Below are 18,064 nucleotides of genomic sequence, written 5' to 3'. Positions count from 1 at the left end.
TTATCTATCCTGTTAAAAATCACGAACTTGCCAAGTTCTGTCTTCAAAAGGCAGGTCAAGCTTGTCCACCCAAGACACCGCTGTTTGGCGCAAGACTTGATTAAGATCCTCGATATTCTGACGGCCCGTCTCGTCCAGCCACGCTTGAGCTGCTTCAGCTCCCTCTTGGGCAAAGACAGAAACCGCATCCTTCCAGGTAGCCCGTCCGCACAGAACTCCGTTAAACTGTGAGCCCGCTTCATGGGCTAGTCGCAACGTTTCTTGGAAAAGCTCGGCACTGACACCAGCGCTGAGGAAGATGAAAGGCAAGTGCGTCGCATCTGACTGTTCTTTAAAGAAAACTTGGGCTTCCGTCACGCTGTAGACTGGCTCAACTCCTTCTTTGGTGAAGCCCTCGACAAAGTTCATATTGACCGGCACTTCAACCTTTAAGACGTCTACATGATAACGGGGAACTGAAAAGAGCTTAACTGCCTCGTTGACCTTATGCGGCTTAAGCTTGGCATAGTTAGCGTCCAAAACACTGTCACTCTTAGCATCATAGGTCAGAATCTCCAGAAAATAGGGAATATCCTCAGCTAAGCATTCACTGCCCACGCGCTCAACCCAGGCCTGCTTGATGTCGTTGATTTCCGGTTTGTCGTCTACATCATAGTAAATCAAGACCTTGACGGCATCTGCGCCCATGTCTCGGATGCGACTAGCTGACCAGTTAGGAAGCAAGTCCGGTAGGCGGCCCTCGGCTGACACATCATAGCCAGTCTTCTCGTAGGCCACTATCAGCCCGCAGGACGCATCCCGCAGCTCGGCTGCCGGCAGACCGAACTCTGGATCCAACAGAATGGAGCTGGCATAGGGCGTCAGCTGACTGGAGATTAATTCTTTAAACTGAACCAGAGCTTGGTCACCAGATAGCGCATCTTCTCCGCTGGCCAGCATTTTCTTGAGCGAACCACGCTGGTCAATAGCCAAAGCCCCGATAATCCCCTGCTCGTCTGATAGGTTTTTCAAATGGCTCACTTTTTTGTGGCTGATTTGTAATTTCTCCATAACTTTTCCTTTTCTTATTTCCCAAGAGGGTGAATGATAACTCCCTGTACTACACGATTGACTGTTCCTGTCGGAGACGGTGTGTCTGGACGGTTCTTGACCTTGAGCGAGGACAGGAGAGCAAAGAGCTGAGCGTAAACGATGTAAGGGAAGATGCGATAGCTATCTCCCAGAGGCTCTTGGGTACTTAGCACTACTTGCTCGACTCCTTCCAACTGCTCCTCCCGGTCAGTCAGCAAGACTAGTCTGCGGACAATCCCGTCACCAGCCACTTCCCGCACCAAGTCTAAATCGTAAGACTTGGTATAAGCATCTGTCGAGCCAAAGACCAGAACGATTGTGTCTTGGTTAATCAGCGACTTAGGTCCATGCCGGAAACCGACTGGGCTTTCGTACATGGTCGCAATTTGGCCGGCTGTCAGCTCTAAAATCTTAAGCTGGGCTTCATGCGCCAGACCAAAGAAAGGCCCTGCTCCCAGATAAATGACCCGCCTGAAATCCAAATCAACCAGCTGCTGCACATCTGCAAAACGTCCCAAAACATCTTGACTGAGCTGAATCAGAGCCGCAACCTTGGCTTCTTTCTGAGCTAGATTAGCCCGATCAAAGACCAGAAGGGCTGTCAGCATCATGGAGCTGAAGCTAGAAGTCATGGCAAAGCCAGCATCATTAGAAGCTTCTGGCTGCAGGAGCAAAAGATTCCTTTTATCACCTTGGGCCTGCTGGGCCAGCTTGCCTTGGGCAGCACAGGTAATGGTAATCTGGTACAAGTCATCCACCAGCTGCTTGGCCAAGTCCACAGTCGCTACACTTTCTGGGGAATTTCCGCTGCGGGCAAAGGAAACCAGCACTGTAGGCACTTCGCTCTTCAGATGCACCAAGGGATTGGCAACGATATCTGTCGTCGCAATAGCGTTGAAATTCCATTTACGCTCATCATACATCTGCCTGAAATAAGGCGTCAAAGTATCTCCGACATAGGCTGATGAGCCAGCTCCAGCAAAAATGACCTTGATATAGTCATGTTTGTCCTCGATTTTTTTCAGAAAAGCAGCGATGTCTGCGGCCTGAGCCTTGTAACTGTCAAAGGCTTCCTGCCAGACCTCAGGCTGCTGATAGATTTCTCTCGTTGTGATGTCAGCCCCCAGACGCTGCAATTCTTCCTGTGAATAATCTAACATTCTCTTTCTCATTCCTTTCCATTATTTGAAAAAAGAGGGAGCGAGACAGAAATCCAGAAAATCTAAGATTTTCGGCTCGCTGTCCCACCCCCGCAACGATGGCTAGACTTGAAATATACTTTTAACAAGCTTTTTCAAACCAGACAGCGACTGCATTTTGCAATGCTGAACCATCCATTTCCTTAGGTCAAGAGGCATCTCCCAAATTCCTCTTAGACCAATATGCTTGAATCATCCACTGTGGCTTGGCCTTACCTATCAGCAGTCTCCCATCTGCTGACAGCGCAAGGATTTGATCTAACTAGAAGTGATTGTTCAAGCTTTTATTCATCTTCATCATCCATTAGGCCAGCTAGAACATCATTGACCTTAACAATATTCTCTGCTGCCTTGAATGGATAGCTGACTTCTGCTCCTGTCAAAGATGCATTGATAAACTCAATGACCATGGGCAGATTGACCCCCGCATAAAGCTCGATATCCTGTCCCTCCATAATGAAGCGGCTGACTACATTACAAGGAGTGCCCCCCAAGAGATCCGCAAAAACCAAGTAATCCTCAAAGTCTTTGACCGTTTCTAAGAATTTAGCTGCAAAATCTTCTGGACCTTCCTCCGGAAGCAGGGCTACTGCATGGATGTCTTCCTGAGGCCCCATAATCATTTCCGTAGTTGTTTTCAGTTCTTCACAAAAGCGGCCGTGGCTGACTAAAACTAATTTCTTACTCATAAATCACTCCATTACTCTGGTACTTGTCCCAGCAGGAAGTAGCCGATAGCAGAGAAGCTTACTGCCATGATAATGATAATGAAGATAGCCTTAGTAGAGTTCATTCCTTTCTTGCCCAAGAGCCAGAAGATAAAGCCTGTAAAGACCGCTGGAATCAAACGTGGGAAAATCAGATTCATCATGTCTTGGAAATCAATAGCTTTTTCACCGATGTTCCATACCCAGGATACTTCAAAGTTGATCATAGTAGCAATCAAACCACCCACCATAAAGATACCCAATACAGAAGCCGCTTCAACAAGAGCTGTTAAAGTGCTTTGCATGTTGGTAATGAGATTGACCCCTTCTTTGTAGGCAAATTCTAACTGTTTCCAACGGAAAATATCATAAGCAACTGCTACAGCAATCCAAAGGAAAATTCCCCAAGGCTGGCCTGCGATAGCCATGGTAGCAGCGATAGATCCCATGATGGCTGGCACAAGAGAGCCAAAGATAGAGTCTCCAAGAGGAGCAAATGGCCCCATAAGACCTGTCTTGATACCATTGACCGCATCTTTTGATTTAACACCGTCTTTTTCTTCCATAGCTAGGTCAAAACCTGCAATAATGGTGTGGAAGAAAGGTGATGTATTGAAGAATTGCGTATGCAATTTCATCATTTCTTTCAATTCTGGAGTGCCATCTCCGTACATTTTGCGCAGCTGAGGCAAGAGCATGTAGAGATAACCTGACCCTTGCATCCGCTCGTAGTTCCAGCCTAATTGGAAAGTGAACAAGCTGCGTTTATTGATTTGTTTAAAATCTTCTTTTGTTAATTTATAATTAGAGTTCGTCATCTTCAATTTCCTCACTTTCTGAGTTTGTGCTAGCAGCTGGAGCAGCAACTACTGTTCTTTGGCTGTATTTGAAATGCTGTACTGCAAGGAAGATACCAAAGATAGCTACACCAATCATAGACAAGCCTTTGAAGTTGTTGGCAAATGTGATCGCAGCATCTTTTGGAAGAGTTCCAACAATACTAGATACAGCCCCACCCAAAGTTTGAATATTTGAGTAAAGAACAGTCAGCATGGCAGTCAAGCCAAAACCAAGAGCTAAGTAGTGAAGATTACGTTTAACTGGAAGGTAACGAAGCAAGATAGCAAATCCGAGTCCTGGTAACATACGACCAGCCAGTGTCAAACCTGCAGCCAGCCATTTCACACCAGCAACACCATCTACTATCGCTTGTACAAATGCTCCACCAAATGCCAGAGCCAGAAAGACTGGGAGGGCACGAGACAGAGCCCAAGGAAGGGCACCTAAGAGATAGTTGCGTTCAATACCTTTATAGTCGAAGCGTTCAACTGCTGCATCCACACGGTGCGCGAAATAAGTCGTTGTCATACGACCTAAGATATCAAAGTAAGTTAGCAAAGTTGCTACCGGTACTGCGATTGTCGCGATAGCCAACTCTGGCTTAATGCCTTGTGCTACGGAGAAGGCTGTCGCCAAAACGGCACCTGATGTTGCGTCAATACGAGAAGCTCCACCAAATGTTCCTACACCAAGAACAAACAATTGCAGGCTACCACCAATAAACAAACCGGTCACTGGTTTCCCCATAATCAAGCCAGTAATGAAACCAGCAAATACAGGGGATCCTGCTGAAGAAACGATGGTCAACTCATCACAGATTTGATAAGCTGAGTACAAAGTGAGTAGTAAAATTTGCCACCATTGTATCATAACAATGTCCTCCTAAAATTTTGTCTTATTTTAATAACTTCATGAAGTCCTCAACCGGATCGTTGGGAACCATTTGCGCGGTCAGTTTGACTCCTTTTTCGTGCAGCTTGTGAAAGGCTTCAACATCTGCATCTACTACGTTGATAGAGCGGGTAATGGAGCGAGTTTCGTCTGACTGAGACATATTGCCGACGTTCAGCGTTTCCAGCGGAACACCAGCTTCAACCAACCGCAGGAAGCGGTCTGGCTTGCGAGCGACAATCAAGAGTCGCTGTGAATCATACTTGCCGGCCAAGATATTTTCTGCTGCCTTAGCAATCGGCAAGACACTGAGTTTCACACCAGCTGGCGTTGCGAGCTTGAGTCCGCTCTTTTCGATAGCATTTTCAGCCACCTCATCGTCAATCACCATAATGCGTGAAATGTTGAGCTTGGTAGTCCAAAGATTGGCTACCTGTCCATGGATTAAACGTCCATCGATACGTGCACCTACTATTGTCATAGATTTTCCCCCTTTATTGTTTTAAATGTAGGTTGGTTAACTAAGTGAATGGTTTCGCTGTATACCCCTTCTGTCTCAAAGATAATGATGCGATTGTCGCCTTCTCTGAGCAGGCTGTGCGGGATATAAAGCGATAAGGTCGGTCCGACATTCCAGAAGCGGCCAATGCTGACACCGTTGACAAAGACGACGCCCTTGCCAAAGTCGGACAGATCCAGATAAGTATCTTTAAGCGCTTTCATTTTAAAATCAAAAGCGTAGAAAGCTGGTTGCTTTTCCTGCCACCCTTTTGAAAAGTCAATCTTTTCTGGATGATCCAGCGGCAATGGATAATGCTGCCAGTCAAGCAGGAAGTGCAGATCCTTGCAGACACCGGTACGAATCCCTTTCTGCTGGGTATCTGCCAGTAGCTTATGCCCATAATTGACACGGCCCATATTTTCCATCAGAATGTCCAGCTGGTGCTCCGCCTTTTTCTGGCCGTCCACCATGATATCCTGACCGATTTCTGTCTGGTACTGGGTGGCAATGTGCTGACCGTCCACATAGAGCTGCATACGGTCGCGGCCGTCAATGACACGGAGTCTTTCCTGATCAGCATCCCAACTAGCCCAAGTCCGATAGAGCAGGTAGCCGACATTTTGCCCCAGTTCCTCCATCTTCATCGGATAGAGACTTTCGATAGGCTGAGCCAAGTCAGGCAATGTCTCAAAGAGACTGACTTTCTGACTGAGCGGGATATTCCTAAGCTCAAAAGACTCTTTCACCAGCGGCTCCATCTGCGGATACTCTGGATAATACTCTTTCAGCATCCTCTGGACTGCATAGTACTTGTCCGTCGGATTGCCTCGCTCATCGAGTAGAGCATCATAGTCATAAGAAGTTACCTGTGGCAGGTCAATGACACCTCTGGCCGAACAGCCGTTCATGAAGCCAAAGTTGGTACCGCCATGAAACATATAGAGATTGATTGAGCCTTGCTGGAGCACTTCGTGAACAGCTTGAGCCAGTTCGTCTGGATCTCGCTTAATGACAGGCTCTTTCCAGCGATTGAACCAGCCATCCCAGAACTCCATACACATGAGCGGCCACTTTTTGCCATGCTCATCAAAGAATTCCTGCATCTGGGCAAAATTGTAATCTGCCTTGGAGCCGAAATTTCCTGTCACAAAGACATCGTCATCAATCAGCGTACCAGCTTGAAGCGTAGCCCGCCAAGGTCCATCTGAAGTAAAGAGCGGACAGATGACACCACGTTCTTCCATGAGCTGTCTGATTGCTCTTAAGTAGGCCTTGTCTTCCCCATAAGAACCGTACTCATTTTCCACCTGCATCATGAGGATATTTCCCCCATTGTCCAGAAGCCTTGGAGTCAGTCGCGGCAGCAGCTCGTCATAATAGCTGGCCACGGCCTGCAGAAAGGCCTCGTCTGATGAGCGGATGCGCATATTCTCATTGAGCAGCCAGGCCGGCAGACCACCGAACTCCCACTCCGCGCAGATAAAAGGCGAAGGGCGGATAATGGCATAAAGTCCCAAATCCTGAGCAGTCTGTAAAAATGCCTCAATATCTAAAATCCCTTGGAAGTCAAAAACACCTTTTTGAGGTTCGTGCATATTCCAGGGAAGATAGGTCTCCACTGTATTAAAGCCCAGAGCTTTGAGATTATAAAGGGAATGATACCAGTCCTCAGGCTGTACCCGAAAATAGTGAATGGCTCCCGATAAAATCTTAAACTCCCGATTATCCAAACAGAAGGAATGACCAATTTTGAATCTTGCCATCTGATGTTCCCTCAGGTATAAAACCGCTTTCATCTCTTATTAATATTAATATAATAAATTTTTGCATAAATGTCAACATTTTTTTTAAAAATATGTTAAAATCTTAAGTAAGAAAAGTAAAAAAAGAGAGGTGAACAAAATGGCTATTCCAAAATACCAACAAATCAAAGATGAGCTCAAGCAGCAAATCATTTCTGGCAAATTTGAAAATGGCGATAAGTTTTACACAGAGGCTGAGCTGATTCAGATGTTTAATGTCAGCTCCATTACTGTTGTCCGCGCTTTGAATGAACTGGCCAATGATGGTTACATCATCCGCCAACAAGGCAAGGGGACCTTCGTTTCACGTGCAAGAAAGCACAAGCTGGTGGAATTTTCTGACGTTGAGACCTTCCCTATCCAAAAAGATAAGGTGACTGTTCTCTCCATCAAGCGTGGGAATGACCTGAAAATCTTGGATAAGCTAGAACTAGCACCAACGCAGTTCTACTATAAGATTGACCGGGTCAGACGGACTGGCGATAAAATCTATATCTATCACCAAACCTATATCCCTGAGCAGTACATCAATCCGAATTATCCAGATATGGACTATTATAGCTCAATCTACAACCGCTTCAAAACTGACTACCACATTCATATGAATGATGAGCATTTTGAAGAAACCAATGAAATTGTCTTCCCAACACCAAAAGATGTTGCGAAAGTACTGGAAGTTGATACCAACTTCCCGACCGTTCATCAGGTGAAGATTACCCAGCTAGAAAGCACAGGACAGATCTTAGAGTACAGCGAAACTTACAAACGCGGTGACTTCTTCAAGATTAAGTTCATTTCCTGCAATCGGGACCACTAAGATTAAAAACGATGGCTTCTAATCGGCTGTCGTTTTTTCTTTCATCTTGTGTACTTATATCTATTATAAGTCTATCTATACCAATTTGCAATCCATTCTAAGAACTTTTGTTCATTAAAAGGCGAATAGTGTCAAAAATTAAACGCAGGCTATAAATTTGTCCTATTTTTAATCAATTTAAAGAAGAAAGAAATAAGAAATACTGGCTGTTCCCCTGAAATTGGTACAGTGATAAAGCAAAAAAGCTGGGATTGAATTCCAGCTTTTTGATATAAAATGTTCCTTATTTTGCAAATGAAATCGTTCATCAAGTCTTTAGAAAACCTGCTATTTCTTTATTTCTAATTCACGGACCTGAAGCAAAACATTAGGCAAATCTGCCCCAGCCTGAAGAAGAGCAGCAGCCGTATAGGCTCCCTCTACCAAAGGAACATTGTTGATAATGATTTCCTTGTCAGAAAAGTCTGCGACCATTTCTAGATTCATCCGAGCTGAGCCCAGATCGAAAAAGGCCAAAATAGTGTCCTTGTCATTGGCATCTAAAGCTGCCTGAATCCCTTCAAAGCTGGTCCCGATGCTGCCGTCGTCCAACCCGCCCACATAGCTGATGGCCACATCTACCGCCACCTGCGAAATGAGGTCAAACAAGCCTTGGGCCAGGTTTTTGGAATGGGAAACGATAAGAATGCCAGTATCTGCCATCAGCCTGCCTCCGTTTCTAAAAGAGCCTCAAAGAGGAGACCAGATGAAGCCGAACCGGGATCAATATGACCGATAGAGCGCTCACCGACATAGGAAGCCCGCCCCTTGGTCGCTTTCAAATCTTTGGTCGCTTCCACTAGGGAACCAATCTTTTCACGCGTCAAGTCTCCAGACTGCAGAGAAAGAGGAATCTCCGACCAGACATCCACCATGGTCTTCTCACCCGGCACAGCCTTGCCCCGCTTCTGAATCATGTCCAGCCCAGCTTGGATGACTTCTGACAAGTCTTTGCCGTCTTTTTCGGCCTTGGCCATGCCCATGAAGGCCGAGCCATAGAGAGGGCCGGAAGCACCACCGACCTTACTAATCAGCTGCATGGAAACAGCCTGAAAAACCTCAGCCGCACTAGCAAAGTCCTTAGCAGCTAAACTCTCTACTGCTGCTGCCATTCCCCTGGCCATATTGCCACCGTGATCTCCGTCGCCGATGGGAGTGTCGAGATCAGACAGATAGGCTTTCTGGTCCTGGATCTTCTCGTTGAACAACTGCATCCATTTTTTTGCTCTTGCTGCGTCCATAAGCACCTCCTTACCAAGCGGCTGTCGTGACAGGACTGTTGAGAGCTGTCAGCCAGTCTGGCTGATCCAGCTCGATAAAGGTCAGAGAAATCCCTGCCATATCAATGGAGGTCATGTAATTACCCAGCTTTTTATAGACAACTTCGACTCCAACATCTGCCAGAAGATTTGCTACATCGGCCGCAAAGACATACTGCTCCATGAGCGGTGTTGCACCCATACCATTGATGAGGATACCAATTTTCTTGCCAGATTTGAGCTCAACAGACTGACTGAGCTTTTCGACCAATTCTTTGGCTAAGTCCTTAGACGGCTGCATCTTTTCCTTGCGATAGCCAGGCTCACCATGGATGCCAATGCCAAACTCTATCTCATCATCAGCCAAAACAAAACCAGGCTTGCCGACTTCCGGTACGGTTGCCCCGCTCAGAGCCAAGCCGACTGTGTGAATACTTTTGACCAGCTCATCAGCCAGAGCCTTGATTTCAGTCAGAGATTTGCCTGCACGCGCCGCATCCCCTAGAATCTTATGGACAAGAATGGTACCTGCCACTCCACGGCGACCTTGAGTATAGAGGCTGTCTTCCACTGCGATATCGTCATCTACGACGACACTAGCCACCTCAATCCCTTCCATCTCAGCCATTTCCTGAGCCATTTCAAAGTTCATGATGTCACCGGAGTAATTCTTGATAACCATGAAGACCCCAGCCCCCTCATCCGCTTCCTTGATAGCCTGCAAGACTTGGTCAGGTGTTGGCGAAGTAAAGACCGCTCCGCAGATAGCAGCCGACAGCATGCCCTCACCGACAAAGCCAGCATGGGAAGGCTCATGACCACTGCCACCGCCAGAAATCAGGCCAACCTTGCCTGTCTTCTCACTCTTGCGGGCAATGATATCAAAGCCCTCCACCCGATAAACCAAATCGCTGTGAATATAGGCCAAGCCCTCCAGCATCTCGTCTACAACCGCTGTTGGATCGTTGATAATTTTCTTCATAGATGTCCTCCGTTTCTTAGCGTTTCTCTAAAATGAGCAATTTACCCTAAAAAGAAAGCGCTATCATTTTGATATTATTTTAACATTTTATCTTACCGAAAGCAAATTCTGCTACATCCTAGACTAGAGGAAAGCATCAAATTACTTGACAAGAAAAAGTAGACAGCGTATACTAGATATAGATAAGTAGACAGTGTATACTTTTGGAGGAGATACATGAAACGAAATACTGCCCAGCTGAAAGAACAACTCATCCAAACAGGGATTGACGAAATCGGAAAACACGGAATTGAACAGCTTTCGCTCAGGACTGTTGCCAAGGCCTGCGGTGTAACTCACGGCAGCCCTTACCGCCATTTTGAGAGCAAGGAAGGCTACCTCAAGGTGGTTTTGACCCAGCTTTCGCTCTTTCTCAATCAGGAAATCAATGAAAACATTGATGCGACAGGTTCTGCGCGTGATCAACTGACCCAGCTTGGACTTAATTTCATTATTTTTGCTAAGACCTACCCTCATTTTTTCGAAGCTCTCTTTATCAAATTCCCTTTTAAATATATGAAGGTGACGCAGGACACCATTCTCTTGGAGTCGGACTTGCCTGGATTTGATAAATTTAAGGAGCTTGTTTTAAAGCTTCGCAAGGAGGAAAATTTTAGCAATAGCGAAGCGGAAAGTCTTTTTCACTTTTGGAGCTTTATCACGGGTCTAGCTGTTCTGACCAACAGTCCTATCGGCCAAGACCTTGATCCTCAAGCCATCCAAAGCACGATTGAGCACATGCTTGATATTTATATCAAAGGAGAACGATCATGAAAACCTTGATTATTTACACCCACCCCAGCCCAACAGGCTTCAATGCTGCTATTCTCAAAGAAGTTCAAAGCAACCTTTCTAAGAAGCATGAGGTAAAAACCTTGGACTTGTATGCTGAAAATTTTGATCCAATCTTGCGCTTTGACCAAGAACATAGACGCCGTGACCTGCACAAAGATCCCGAAATGGCAAAATACAGGGATTTGATTACTTGGGCAGACCACCTGATTTTCATTTTCCCTATCTGGTGGAGCGGTATGCCGGCCGTTCTCAAAGGCTTTATTGACCGTGTCTTCGCGGCTGACTTCGCCTACTCTTATAAGAAAATCGGCATGCAAGGCCACCTGCAAGGCAAGTCCGGCTGGATTATCGTCAGCCATAATACACCAGGTTTTGCCCTGCCTTTTGTCCAAGACTACGGCAAGGTACTTAAAAATCAAATCTTGAAACTTTGTGGAATTTCTCCAGTCCAACTGACCGAGCTCAACGGAGTAGAACGCAAAACAGACCAACAACGCCAAGAAATGCTCAAAAAAATCGGACAGCTGGCCAGTCAAATTTAAGATAAAGAAAACGGGAGTGGGAAAGAACTTCAAACAAGTTAAAAAAGTTCGTCTTCCCAGTTGATTAGGTCATCTTTGGAGCTTAAAAAGCGAAGGAAGATGCCAATCAACCACTGCGCCATCTATTTTTTCTAATTTATTTTCAAAAGCCTGGACTTTTTGCCCAGGCTCGTTTTTATGTTTAATCCAGCCCCACGCGCTTGAAGATTTCATCCACGCGCTTGGTGTAGTAAACTGGGTTGAAGATTTCATCAATCTCTTCTTGAGTCAGACGGAAAGTGACTTCTGGATCTGCTTCGAGCAGAGGCTTGAAGTCTACTTGATTGTCCCAAGACTGGGCAGTCTTTGGCTGCACCAAGTCATAAGCCTGCTCCCGCGTCATGCCTTTTTCAATCAAGGTCAACATAGCCCGCTGGCTGAAGATAAGACCAAAGGTTGAGTTCATGTTGCGCTTCATATTTTCTGGGAAGACGGTCAGGTTCTTGACGATATTCCCAAAGCGGTTGAGCATGTAGTCGATGAGGATGGTCGTGTCCGGTGCGATAATTCGCTCAGCTGATGAGTGGGAAATATCACGCTCATGCCAGAGAGAGACATTCTCGAAGGCTGTCACCATGTGACCACGAATGACCCGCGCCAGACCAGTCATATTTTCAGAGCCGATAGGGTTGCGCTTGTGAGGCATAGCAGATGAACCCTTTTGACCCTTGGCAAAGAACTCTTCCACTTCGCGCTGCTCAGACTTTTGCAAACCACGGATTTCGGTCGCCATGCGCTCGATAGATGTCGCAATCAAGGCTAAAGCCGAGAAGTATTCAGCGTGGAGGTCACGTGGCAGAACTTGAGTCGAAATCTCCTGCGGACGGATGCCTAATTTCTCACAGACATAGCTTTCTACAAATGGCGGAATGTTAGCAAAGTTCCCAACCGCACCAGAGATTTTCCCAGCTTCCACACCCGCAGCCGCAATCTCGAAACGCTCGATATTGCGCTTCATTTCACTGTACCAAGTCGCGAGCTTAAGACCGAAAGTCGTCGGCTCCGCATGCACCCCGTGGGTCCGTCCCATCATGATGGTGAACTTGTGCTCCCGTGCCCGCTCCGCAATGATGTCGGTGAAGCGACGCAGATCCTCACGAATGATGTCATTAGCCTGCTTGTAGAGGTAGCCGTAGGCTGTATCTACCACGTCGGTTGAGGTAAGACCATAATGCACCCACTTGCGCTCCTCACCCAGTGTCTCAGAAACCGCCCGCGTGAAGGCCACCACATCGTGGCGCGTCTCCTGCTCAATCTCTAAAATGCGGTCAATATCAAAGCCGGCCTTCTCACGAATCAAGGCCACATCTTCCTTGGGAATCTCACCCAGCTCAGCCCAAGCCTCATCAGCCAGAATCTCTACCTCCAGCCAAGCCTTGTACTTATTTTCCTCAGTCCAAATGTTCGCCATTTCAGGGCGAGAGTAACGGTTGATCATGATTATGATACAGAGGGCGTCTAGAAAGCGAAAGAAAAATAGGAGACTGACTCTGTATGTCTACACACTAGGAAGTCTATCTTTTTCCCGACGCTTTTAGCCCGAGTTCAAATGCTTGAACCCTCCCTCTTCTCCTTTCTTGTTGTCAATTTTTTAGTTTAAGTTTTAAGGAAGTCCGTAGCCCGTATTCAGTTAAATTATTACAACTACTTTTGTTCCTTCTTAACTTATTCAGTTTATCCCCTGTTCTTTGTAAAATTAATATAATCTCTTACTTCACTCGGACGTAAATCCCAATACTTTTGTAAAAGTAATACTATTTTCTCTTCATCCACCTTTGCTTCCAAAAGCATCTTTGCAGAAATGAAAATACAATTTTGCCGCTCTCTATTGACCGCATCATCAATCAAAAGTTGTCTATTTGCTCTCATTCGCTCTTGAAAAGTCTCTATAAAATTGCTCATCTCTATTCACCTCAAATTTTTGATTCTATCATCTTTCCGAATCTGTCAGCTGTCTCTGTATATTTTCTGGAATTCCATCATGTGGACAATACCCATGCCAACAATTATCTTTGTGACATTGAAATTCATAAAATTTTCCATCATGATAACCATAAAGTTTTTGTCCATCAGGAATTGCTTTATTCAAAACAATTTGAGCGTCACCATCCCCTAAATCCATAATAGAGACTACCCCTTTCCCTTTTAAGTGACCTAATTGGGAAATATCATGTTTGGGATTTGATTCATAAATTCTTATCGGTAAATAAAACTTATTTTGTTTAAATTGCTCAGTATTAGATATATTTTTTAAATCATTATTATTGATATTAACAATATCTGCACTTAATTCATCTATATATCCATTAGTAATAATTGCTTGATTATAAATAACTCGAGCATTAAATTCTTCCTTATCTATGTATTCAATATTTTTACTAATCATTATTTGAGTGGCGCGGAGAATATCACGATTTATGTTTTTCTTTACTTTCCGCTGTTCAGCAAATAGATAAGTCATTATTGAACAAGCGTTATCTTTACATTGTTTAGTTGACACATAGCATTTTTCTTTATGTATTATTTTCAGTAACTCCTGCTGTAAATAATATAATTTTTCTAAGCTTGTTGAAAAGCTATAAATATCTATCGTGAGTTCAGACTCAGGAAAACTTTTATCATGAAATAAAATTTCCATCATTCTCTCCTCAAAAGATCAAACAATGCATTATCCCATTCATCAAAGAAGCCATCTGGCCAATGCGATAATTGCCCATCATTGAGTACCTCTATATAATCTACCTCATGCACTTCACTATCTCTATAAAAATACATAAAATTAACATTTTCTTTCGAAATTTGTTTATTTTTCACTGCTAAGCGAATCCCATTTATAACATGGTCACTATGGGTTTCTACAATAACTTGAACACCTTTTTCACTGATTTTTGCCAATAACTCTCCCATCTTCCTTTGACCTTTAGGGTGAAGATGGGCTTCCGGTGATTCAATAATAAGTAAATCGCCTTTTTTAGACATTAACAATGCTACAATTACTGGAGCTATATAACTAAGCCCAAAGCCAACATTTATAGATTTATAACGTTGTCTATTGTTTCCAGCATTAAATGTTAATTCAATCACTTGACTACTTTTTGAGTCAGTTAATGTATCAATTGAGAAACCTGGACTTATTTCAGAAAGCCATCTAGAAAGATCATTCTCTAAAGTATCAGCTAAAATCGTTGATTCTTCTTTATTCAACTGATACATATGAGCAAATAATTCTCCGTGTAAACCAACGCTTCTATTTTCTTTTACTACACTATATGATTTACTGTAGATTTTCTGAGGACCGATTCTATCAGAAGAAATGTAATTGAAACCATCCGAAAAAAGATTACAATCATCAGGAATGTGAATAGGGTTAGCTGATTTCATGAAATCACTCTCCGACTCAGAACCTATATAATCGTTCTCCATATTTACGTCACCAAATTGAATATTGATTTGAATATTAGGATCTTTTTCTATGATTCCATCATATCTAACGTCTTGTATGGTTCCTAAATCAATTAAAGTTGAATTTAATAATAAACCACTTTCTATCATTCTTGCATCAAAACTCTGTCTTAAGATGAGCAAAGATTGAATCAAAGTTGATTTACCTGAACTATTAATCCCCGTAAGAACATTAAGATTCTTTAGGTTGAATTCTTTTTTTTTAAAACATTTAAAATGTTTTAAAGAAACTTTATGGATTGTCTTCATTTAAAACCTCTTCGACGATTGAACAAATCGTATTTAAACGCTTTATAATTGAATTTTTATCATTAGCTTTTATATAATTTACAAACTTTGCATCTTCTTCACAACTCTCCGTGAATTTATTTATCAAAATTTCCTTATTTTGAACCAATTTATTTTGACTAGATTCGTCTAAACTACTAACAATATGTGCCCATCCTTCAAAAATTGCTTTATTTATAGGAGTTCTCCTATTATCATATCGTAGTTTTCTAAAACTGAACCTACCAAAAATATTATAAATAATTTTCATAGATTGTTGAAATTCTTTATAATATTCATCTAATTGTTCATCAGAAGAATCATTAAGTAATTTCATTGCTAAAATCAAAAATTCATCAATCGAATTATTATAATTTTTCAAAGATAACTTTGTAAAAGCAATATAACGTAAACAAAATTCACGGTCAAGCATCCGATTCGTTTTTATACTATTTGAAGTTGCAGTTAAAAAATTATTATTTTGTGACATTTTTGATAAAAATACTGTTGCTTTACCTTGATACAGAGCATTTCGAATTTCTTGTGCTGTTAAAATCAATCCTCCAGTATTTATCCTCTTAAAAATATTATATTTAACATTTTCCGGAGTGTTTTTTCTCACAAAGTACACATTAAAGTTAGTCTCTTCAATTGTTGAGCGCATACTGTATGGAAGTTCAGAGAATAATCTCCCTTCCCAGTCTTTTAAAAATTCTAAATTTGTTAATCTAAATTTTTCTTGAACAACAAATTCATTTATAGTCGATAGCCTCTGCAAACCATCTATCACTAGCCACTTTTCTTTATTCGAAGAATCAAAATAAAAAGCAGGAAGAGGAATATTTAATAAAATAGATTCAATCAATCTACTCTTTTGTTCAGCATTCCAAAGTCCAGCCTTTCTTTGAAACTCTGATGCTAATTCGATAGCATTATTTTTTAATCTATTTATCAAATTAATACATACTATTCTATCCATTACAATGTCTATCTTTTCTGGATTGAAAGGAACCTCTATTTGAACAGATTCTCCATCCTCATCAACCTCGTCATTACTAATGGATATTCCCTGTTCTTCTAATTTTTTTTCGATTTCAAAGATATCAACATCTAATTCTAAAGATGCAATTTCATTTTCAATATCTATTCTATTGATAACACTTTTAATTTGATATTTTTTAACCTTATCTAATAACTTATCAATCTCAACCTTAGACAACATACAACTCACCTTATTTCATATTTTTGTAAAAACTCCTCAACTGCATCCGGCTCATCACTAAACAAAGTCACATGTCCCATCTTGCGGTTGTGCTTCGCTTCTATTTTACCATACAGGTGGAGGTGGGCGCTTGGATTTTCTGTGACATATTTCTCAGCGGCCTCGACATGCTGGCCGAGTACGTTGAGCATGACAGCTGGCGCATGTAAGTGGATAGCTGGCAACGGTGCTCCGAGAACACCGAGAATATGCGTATCAAACTGGGAGAAATCACAAGCTTCAATCGAATAGTGCCCTGAGTTATGTGGACGTGGCGCGATTTCGTTGACGATGATGTCGTCAGCTGTCGCAAACATTTCCACGCAAAGGGTTCCAGACAAGTTAAGCTGATCTGCGATTCGCACTGCCATAGCTTTGGCCTTGTCAGCCAAACTTTCTGAAATGCGGGCTGGCACGATGGTCTTAGACAGGATATTGTTGCGGTGGATATTTTCCTGAACTGGGAAAACCGTCACGTCCTTGCCATTTCCAGATACGATGACGGAAATTTCAAGGTCAAAATTGACAAATTCTTCCAAAACGCAGTCTGCTGAGTCGGCTAACGCATAAGCTTCTTCCAAGTCTGCTTCTGAGCGAATGACCTTTTGCCCATGGCCATCGTAGCCACCAGTCGCCGTTTTGAGAACATAGTTTTTCGACAGGTCAATATCTGCTAAGTCTTGGCTAAAAGTCACGACCTTATAGGGTGCCACGGTGACTTGGGCCTTGTTTGAGAGAAAGTCCTTTTCAAAAATGCGATTTTGCGAAATGCGGAGCAGGTCCGTCCCTTGAGGGAGCTGACCATCCTTGATAACGGCATCCAAACCGTCAGCATCAACATTCTCAAACTCATAGGTGAGGACATCGCAACGTTCAGCCAGCTGACGAAGGGCGTCCACGTCATTATAAGGCGCCACGATAATCTCTGCCACACGAGAGGCCGGACAGTCCGCCGCAGGATCCAGCGCGATGACCTTGTGCCCCATGTAGATGGCAGAAATGGCCATCATCTGTCCCAGCTGACCGCCACCGATGATTCCGATTGTTTTAGATGAGCTCATTGCTAGACTCCTCAGCGATTTTTCCTTGTTCTTCAGCAAAATCTGCCAAAGCTGTCGCAATAGCCTGATCCTCCACTGAAAGAAGGCGGAGGGCAAAGAGAGCCGCATTTGTTGCTCCTGCTTCCCCAATGGCCATAGTTGCTACTGGTACACCACCCGGCATCTGTACGATAGAGTAGAGCGAATCCACTCCACTAAGAGCGCGTGATTTGACGGGTACACCGATGACTGGCAGAGTGGTTTTTGCTGCTACCATTCCTGGCAAATGGGCTGCGCCACCAGCACCAGCTATGATAACCTTGATGCCACGACTGCGAGCTTCTTCGGCATGCTGAAACATGAGGTCCGGCGTGCGATGGGCAGAGACAACTTTCTTTTCGTAGGCTACACCGAAGCGGTCTAAGACTTCGGCGGTTTTTTTCATGGTTGCCCAGTCAGATTTGGAGCCCATGATGATGGAAATAATTGGTTTCATATTTTCTCCTCTGA

The 18,064-nt window shown here is 43.6% G+C and carries 20 protein-coding genes; 3 read left to right on the top strand and 17 right to left on the bottom strand.

The annotated features are described in order from the left end of the window. Window positions 1-12 precede the first annotated feature (12 nt). The 7 genes from lacD to O3620_RS07505 all read right to left on the bottom strand — a co-directional run bounded on the left by lacD (window position 13) and on the right by O3620_RS07505 (window position 7,006). Complete coding sequence (lacD, locus tag O3620_RS07535; protein ID WP_002920482.1) at window positions 13-1,050, bottom strand: tagatose-bisphosphate aldolase; 1,038 nt, start codon at window positions 1,048-1,050, stop codon at window positions 13-15. Window positions 1,051-1,064: 14 nt separating this feature from the next. Next, complete coding sequence (locus O3620_RS07530) at window positions 1,065-2,243, bottom strand: SIS domain-containing protein (protein ID WP_002920483.1); 1,179 nt, start codon at window positions 2,241-2,243, stop codon at window positions 1,065-1,067. Window positions 2,244-2,554: 311 nt separating this feature from the next. Continuing rightward, window positions 2,555-2,959 carry a PTS sugar transporter subunit IIA gene (locus tag O3620_RS07525; protein WP_002920484.1) on the bottom strand — a complete coding sequence of 135 codons (405 nt, stop codon included), beginning with the start codon at window positions 2,957-2,959 and terminating at the stop codon, window positions 2,555-2,557. Window positions 2,960-2,970: 11 nt separating this feature from the next. Next, entirely contained in the window at window positions 2,971-3,795 is an 825-nt protein-coding gene (locus O3620_RS07520; protein WP_011836304.1) for a PTS system mannose/fructose/sorbose family transporter subunit IID, read from the bottom strand. Then, entirely contained in the window at window positions 3,782-4,687 is a 906-nt protein-coding gene (locus tag O3620_RS07515) for a PTS mannose/fructose/sorbose/N-acetylgalactosamine transporter subunit IIC (RefSeq protein ID WP_268689171.1), read from the bottom strand. Before O3620_RS07515 ends, O3620_RS07520 begins: the two co-directional genes overlap by 14 nt. A gap of 25 nt (window positions 4,688-4,712) precedes the next feature. After that, a complete protein-coding gene (locus O3620_RS07510; RefSeq protein WP_002898809.1) occupies window positions 4,713-5,189 on the bottom strand; it encodes a PTS system mannose/fructose/N-acetylgalactosamine-transporter subunit IIB in 477 nt (158 codons plus the stop codon). After that, a complete protein-coding gene (locus O3620_RS07505) occupies window positions 5,186-7,006 on the bottom strand; it encodes a beta-galactosidase family protein (protein WP_371601595.1) in 1,821 nt (606 codons plus the stop codon). The genes O3620_RS07510 and O3620_RS07505 overlap by 4 nt, the downstream gene beginning before the upstream one ends. Before the next feature lie 106 nt (window positions 7,007-7,112). Here O3620_RS07505 and O3620_RS07500 point away from each other — a divergent pair, with 106 nt between their 5' ends. Beyond that, window positions 7,113-7,829: a GntR family transcriptional regulator gene (locus tag O3620_RS07500; protein ID WP_002901967.1), complete on the top strand. Its 717-nt coding sequence runs from the start codon at window positions 7,113-7,115 to the stop codon at window positions 7,827-7,829. A gap of 327 nt (window positions 7,830-8,156) precedes the next feature. Here O3620_RS07500 and dhaM read toward each other — a convergent pair whose 3' ends face one another. From dhaM to dhaK, 3 genes are read right to left on the bottom strand one after another with little or no spacing between them, the layout of a single operon-like run. Further along, a complete protein-coding gene (gene dhaM, locus O3620_RS07495) occupies window positions 8,157-8,531 on the bottom strand; it encodes a dihydroxyacetone kinase phosphoryl donor subunit DhaM (RefSeq protein ID WP_002894380.1) in 375 nt (124 codons plus the stop codon). After that, window positions 8,531-9,109 carry a dihydroxyacetone kinase subunit DhaL gene (gene dhaL / locus O3620_RS07490; protein WP_002911352.1) on the bottom strand — a complete coding sequence of 193 codons (579 nt, stop codon included), beginning with the start codon at window positions 9,107-9,109 and terminating at the stop codon, window positions 8,531-8,533. The genes dhaM and dhaL overlap by 1 nt, the downstream gene beginning before the upstream one ends. Window positions 9,110-9,119: 10 nt before the next feature. Next, window positions 9,120-10,109, bottom strand: a complete 990-nt coding sequence (gene dhaK / locus O3620_RS07485; protein ID WP_002911351.1) for a dihydroxyacetone kinase subunit DhaK — start codon at window positions 10,107-10,109, stop codon at window positions 9,120-9,122. Between the two features lie 216 nt (window positions 10,110-10,325). On the opposite strand from dhaK, the gene O3620_RS07480 reads away from it, so the two are divergent. Beyond that, on the top strand, window positions 10,326-10,922 hold the full coding sequence (locus O3620_RS07480; protein WP_002911350.1) for a TetR/AcrR family transcriptional regulator: 597 nt from the start codon (window positions 10,326-10,328) through the stop codon (window positions 10,920-10,922). Then, window positions 10,919-11,485, top strand: a complete 567-nt coding sequence (locus O3620_RS07475) for an NAD(P)H-dependent oxidoreductase (RefSeq protein WP_002911349.1) — start codon at window positions 10,919-10,921, stop codon at window positions 11,483-11,485. Before O3620_RS07480 ends, O3620_RS07475 begins: the two co-directional genes overlap by 4 nt. A 181-nt stretch (window positions 11,486-11,666) precedes the next feature. On the opposite strand, the gene purB is transcribed toward O3620_RS07475, so the two are convergent. The 7 genes from purB to purE form a co-directional block, all read right to left on the bottom strand. After that, window positions 11,667-12,962: an adenylosuccinate lyase gene (gene purB, locus O3620_RS07470; RefSeq protein ID WP_002911348.1), complete on the bottom strand. Its 1,296-nt coding sequence runs from the start codon at window positions 12,960-12,962 to the stop codon at window positions 11,667-11,669. A 236-nt stretch (window positions 12,963-13,198) separates the two neighbouring features. Then, window positions 13,199-13,426, bottom strand: a complete 228-nt coding sequence (locus O3620_RS07465) for a hypothetical protein (protein ID WP_002911347.1) — start codon at window positions 13,424-13,426, stop codon at window positions 13,199-13,201. Between the two features lie 28 nt (window positions 13,427-13,454). Further along, window positions 13,455-14,162: a hypothetical protein gene (locus tag O3620_RS07460; RefSeq protein ID WP_235787843.1), complete on the bottom strand. Its 708-nt coding sequence runs from the start codon at window positions 14,160-14,162 to the stop codon at window positions 13,455-13,457. Then, window positions 14,162-15,235, bottom strand: a complete 1,074-nt coding sequence (locus tag O3620_RS07455) for a DUF3696 domain-containing protein (protein ID WP_002911345.1) — start codon at window positions 15,233-15,235, stop codon at window positions 14,162-14,164. The genes O3620_RS07460 and O3620_RS07455 overlap by 1 nt, the downstream gene beginning before the upstream one ends. Beyond that, entirely contained in the window at window positions 15,219-16,475 is a 1,257-nt protein-coding gene (locus O3620_RS07450) for a DUF262 domain-containing protein (protein ID WP_002911344.1), read from the bottom strand. Before O3620_RS07450 ends, O3620_RS07455 begins: the two co-directional genes overlap by 17 nt. Before the next feature lie 5 nt (window positions 16,476-16,480). After that, window positions 16,481-17,575: a 5-(carboxyamino)imidazole ribonucleotide synthase gene (purK, locus tag O3620_RS07445; protein ID WP_002917919.1), complete on the bottom strand. Its 1,095-nt coding sequence runs from the start codon at window positions 17,573-17,575 to the stop codon at window positions 16,481-16,483. Then, window positions 17,562-18,050: a 5-(carboxyamino)imidazole ribonucleotide mutase gene (purE, locus tag O3620_RS07440; RefSeq protein ID WP_002917921.1), complete on the bottom strand. Its 489-nt coding sequence runs from the start codon at window positions 18,048-18,050 to the stop codon at window positions 17,562-17,564. The genes purK and purE overlap by 14 nt, the downstream gene beginning before the upstream one ends. Window positions 18,051-18,064: the final 14 nt, after the last annotated feature.

It is taken from the genome of Streptococcus sp. 27098_8_134, assembly GCF_041431675.1.
Taxonomy (GTDB): Bacteria; Bacillota; Bacilli; order Lactobacillales; family Streptococcaceae; genus Streptococcus; species Streptococcus sanguinis_R.
This window is presented reverse-complemented; position numbering and strand designations above follow the sequence as displayed.

Excerpts from the sequence above, each read along its gene's own strand:
- lacD (WP_002920482.1), bottom strand. The coding sequence starts at position 1,050 with ATGGAGAAATTACAAATCAGCCACAAAAAAGTGAGCCATTTGAAAAAC.
- O3620_RS07530 (WP_002920483.1), bottom strand. The coding sequence starts at position 2,243 with ATGAGAAAGAGAATGTTAGATTATTCACAGGAAGAATTGCAGCGTCTG.
- O3620_RS07525 (WP_002920484.1), bottom strand. The coding sequence starts at position 2,959 with ATGAGTAAGAAATTAGTTTTAGTCAGCCACGGCCGCTTTTGTGAAGAA.
- O3620_RS07520 (WP_011836304.1), bottom strand. The coding sequence starts at position 3,795 with ATGACGAACTCTAATTATAAATTAACAAAAGAAGATTTTAAACAAATC.
- O3620_RS07515 (WP_268689171.1), bottom strand. The coding sequence starts at position 4,687 with ATGATACAATGGTGGCAAATTTTACTACTCACTTTGTACTCAGCTTAT.
- O3620_RS07510 (WP_002898809.1), bottom strand. The coding sequence starts at position 5,189 with ATGACAATAGTAGGTGCACGTATCGATGGACGTTTAATCCATGGACAG.
- O3620_RS07505 (WP_371601595.1), bottom strand. The coding sequence starts at position 7,006 with ATGAAAGCGGTTTTATACCTGAGGGAACATCAGATGGCAAGATTCAAA.
- O3620_RS07500 (WP_002901967.1), top strand. The coding sequence starts at position 7,113 with ATGGCTATTCCAAAATACCAACAAATCAAAGATGAGCTCAAGCAGCAA.
- dhaM (WP_002894380.1), bottom strand. The coding sequence starts at position 8,531 with ATGGCAGATACTGGCATTCTTATCGTTTCCCATTCCAAAAACCTGGCC.
- dhaL (WP_002911352.1), bottom strand. The coding sequence starts at position 9,109 with ATGGACGCAGCAAGAGCAAAAAAATGGATGCAGTTGTTCAACGAGAAG.
- dhaK (WP_002911351.1), bottom strand. The coding sequence starts at position 10,109 with ATGAAGAAAATTATCAACGATCCAACAGCGGTTGTAGACGAGATGCTG.
- O3620_RS07480 (WP_002911350.1), top strand. The coding sequence starts at position 10,326 with ATGAAACGAAATACTGCCCAGCTGAAAGAACAACTCATCCAAACAGGG.
- O3620_RS07475 (WP_002911349.1), top strand. The coding sequence starts at position 10,919 with ATGAAAACCTTGATTATTTACACCCACCCCAGCCCAACAGGCTTCAAT.
- purB (WP_002911348.1), bottom strand. The coding sequence starts at position 12,962 with ATGATCAACCGTTACTCTCGCCCTGAAATGGCGAACATTTGGACTGAG.
- O3620_RS07465 (WP_002911347.1), bottom strand. The coding sequence starts at position 13,426 with ATGAGCAATTTTATAGAGACTTTTCAAGAGCGAATGAGAGCAAATAGA.
- O3620_RS07460 (WP_235787843.1), bottom strand. The coding sequence starts at position 14,162 with ATGGAAATTTTATTTCATGATAAAAGTTTTCCTGAGTCTGAACTCACG.
- O3620_RS07455 (WP_002911345.1), bottom strand. The coding sequence starts at position 15,235 with ATGAAGACAATCCATAAAGTTTCTTTAAAACATTTTAAATGTTTTAAA.
- O3620_RS07450 (WP_002911344.1), bottom strand. The coding sequence starts at position 16,475 with ATGTTGTCTAAGGTTGAGATTGATAAGTTATTAGATAAGGTTAAAAAA.
- purK (WP_002917919.1), bottom strand. The coding sequence starts at position 17,575 with ATGAGCTCATCTAAAACAATCGGAATCATCGGTGGCGGTCAGCTGGGA.
- purE (WP_002917921.1), bottom strand. The coding sequence starts at position 18,050 with ATGAAACCAATTATTTCCATCATCATGGGCTCCAAATCTGACTGGGCA.